The organism is Castellaniella denitrificans (assembly GCF_042653765.1).
Lineage (GTDB): Bacteria > Pseudomonadota > Gammaproteobacteria > Burkholderiales > Burkholderiaceae_B > Castellaniella > Castellaniella denitrificans.
The window spans coordinates 1-2727 of record NZ_JBHSEZ010000020.1 but is presented as its reverse complement, the minus strand read 5'-3'; the positions used below and the strand labels follow the sequence as shown (position 1 = coordinate 2727).

Annotated in this window: 2 protein-coding genes; both read left to right on the top strand. The window is 65.6% G+C overall.

Annotated features, from left to right (window positions below; all coding sequences use genetic code 11):
- Positions 1-467 (top strand): type I secretion C-terminal target domain-containing protein (locus tag ACFO27_RS12110; RefSeq protein ID WP_376817552.1); only part of this gene is annotated, 467 nt, incomplete at its 5' end.
- A gap of 285 nt (positions 468-752) precedes the next feature.
- On the top strand, positions 753-2727 hold a 1975-nt coding region (locus tag ACFO27_RS12105; protein WP_376817551.1), incomplete at its 3' end, for a retention module-containing protein.

Below are 2727 nucleotides of genomic sequence, written 5' to 3'. Positions count from 1 at the left end.
CGCTGTTTGGAGGCCAGGGCAGCGACACTCTGGTGGGTGGCGCCGGCAACGACCACCTGCATGGCGGCGCTGGCAACGACTTCCTGACCGGCGGTGCGGGCGACGACGTGTTCGTGTGGAAGCTGGGCGACCAGGGTTCCACGGCGACGCCCGCGGTGGATCACGTCACGGACTTCGGTGTGACGAGCGGCGGTACGCTGGGCAAGGATACTCTCGACCTGAGCGAACTGCTGAGCGGCCATACGGACGCCAACGATCTGACGCAGTACCTCCACATCAGCGGCGGCACCGGCGCGGATGCGGGCAAGACCATCATCAACGTCAGCACGGATGGAGATGTGGCCAACAGCCATAACCAGCAGATCGTCATCGACAACGTCGATCTGACGGCTGGCCATGGCAGCGATCAGGCCGCGCTGATCCAGAGCCTGATCAACGATGGCAAGCTGAAGGTCGATCACAGCTAAGCCCTCTTTTTCGTAGGCTCTTCGCCCGCGCTCCCGGTCTTTCCGGAGCGCGGGTGTTTTGCATCTGGCAGCCGCAATCATGCGTGGTCGCATGGTGTGATGATGGGCTGGGAGCCTCGACCTGGGAAAGCTCCGAGTTTTCCCTGAGCATCCTCCTGCTCGCATTGTCTTTTCCGCCAATACGAAGTCCATCGCCACTCGCGTAGCATCCCGACACATGATTGCCGTTGCTGCGCGCCTTTGCGCCGGCCGGTGCCGCCGAATTCACCACTGGGAATCCCAAACATGGCTACCGATACCGTCCTGATCACCCACGTCACCGGCAAGGCCTGGATGCGCGCATCCGACGGCACGATGGTTGCGCTGCACGAGGGCATGCGCGTGCCCGTCAACGCGCACATCATGACGGACGAGGGCGCCAGCGTGACCCTGCAGGCCACCGGCGTGCCGCCGGTGATCGTGGGCCAGAACACCGACATGCTGGTCACCGACGACCTGGCCGCGGCACAGCCGCAGCCGGCGGACAACGCCGTGACGCCTCCGGCCGACCCGGTGGTCGATCAGGTGCTGGCCGCGCTGGATGCAGGCCAGGACCCGTTCGCCATTCTGGACCCGACCGCGGCGGTGCTGACCGGCGGCGGTGGCGGCGGCGCCAGCTTCACGCGCTTGTCCAGCGTGGTCGAGACCACCTCGCCCCTGGGCCTGGCCTACCCGCGCCCGGGTGTGGAGACGCCTGAATTCGTGCAGTTGGGTGGCGTGGCCGCCACGGCGGATGATACGGTCGCGCCGGTTCCGGCCGGGCCGACGATCGATGTCAGCGACGACCCCGATGGGAGCGAGGGCGGCCCCGAAGTGCCCGCCGGTGTTTTCTCCATTCCCGAAAACAATACGGAAGGCGGAGTGTCCGGCTCGTTCGCTTTCACCGCGGCTGCGGGGCTGAACAGCCTGCAATTCACCTTCACCCCCGAAGCCGGCCAGCCCGGCGGCGTGACCGTGACCCAGGCGGAACTGAACCTCCTGTCTTCCCCGGGGGCTACGCCGATCGTCATCGATACGGAAAAGGGCTCGTTGACCCTGACCCACTATGACCCAGCCACCGGGACGGTGGATTACACCTACCGGTCCGACGGCGCGCTGGACCATCCCCTGGACCAGGATGCGCTGCCTGATGGCATCACCATCATCGTCAATGACAGCCAGGGCCGCTCGACCTCGGCCGATCTGGTGGCGAACATCACGGACACGGAGCCGATGGCGCATGATGACGCCAATGCGATCGGCGAAGACGGCACGTCGGTGGCCGGCAATGTCCTGACCGTCGACGGCGCCTCGGCGGACGACCATGTGGACGATCAGGGAGCCGACGGCTCGACGGTGACGGGCATTCAGGCTCCGGGGGCCGTGGATGGCGAGACGGTGCCGGCCAGCGGGACGACGGAGGTGCAGGGCAAGTATGGCGACCTGATGATCGATGCCGAAGGCCACTATATCTACACGCTGGTGAGTGATGTCGAAGATCCGCGCTACCTGGCTCTGCAAGCGCTGAGCGAGGGCGAGGAAGCCGTCGAAACCTTCAAGTACACGTTGACCGACGGCGACGGGGATACGTCCCAGGCGGACCTGGTGATTACGGTCACGGGGGCCGATGATGGCGTGACGGTGGACGTGCCTCCGGGCAAGACCGGCGACAACGACCAGCCGGTATCGGGCGATACGACCGACCGCGTGGTGTACGAAAGCGGCCTGCCTTTGGGCAGCGATCCGAAGCCGGCCGACCTGACCGCTGAGTCCTACTTCACGATCAAGGCGCTGGATGGGCTGGACGATACGAACGCGGTGACGCTGGGCTATACCGATGCCGGCGGCCACCCGGCCACGCTGGTGCTGAGCAAGTCGGAACTGGAGGCCTTGGGCACTGAATCCAAGACTGTGGACACCCGGTACGGCACGATGGAGCTGCATGGCTACAGTCAGGACGCCGACGGCACGATCACGATCGATTACACCTATACGCTGGTCAATGCGCCGGAGGTGAGCGGGATTGCCACGACCGATGGCTTCACGGTCGTGGCCAAGGATGCGGATGGCGATACCGACAGCCAGAATCTGGATATTCGGATCGTCGATGACATTCCGACGGTGACGCTGGGCGGTGACCTAGCGGTGGACTCGGGCGAAGCGACGGCGGCGACGGCGGCTGGAACCTTCGGGTTTGACTTGGGTGCGGATGCCGGCGCGGGTGCGACGGCGACGGTGGTGG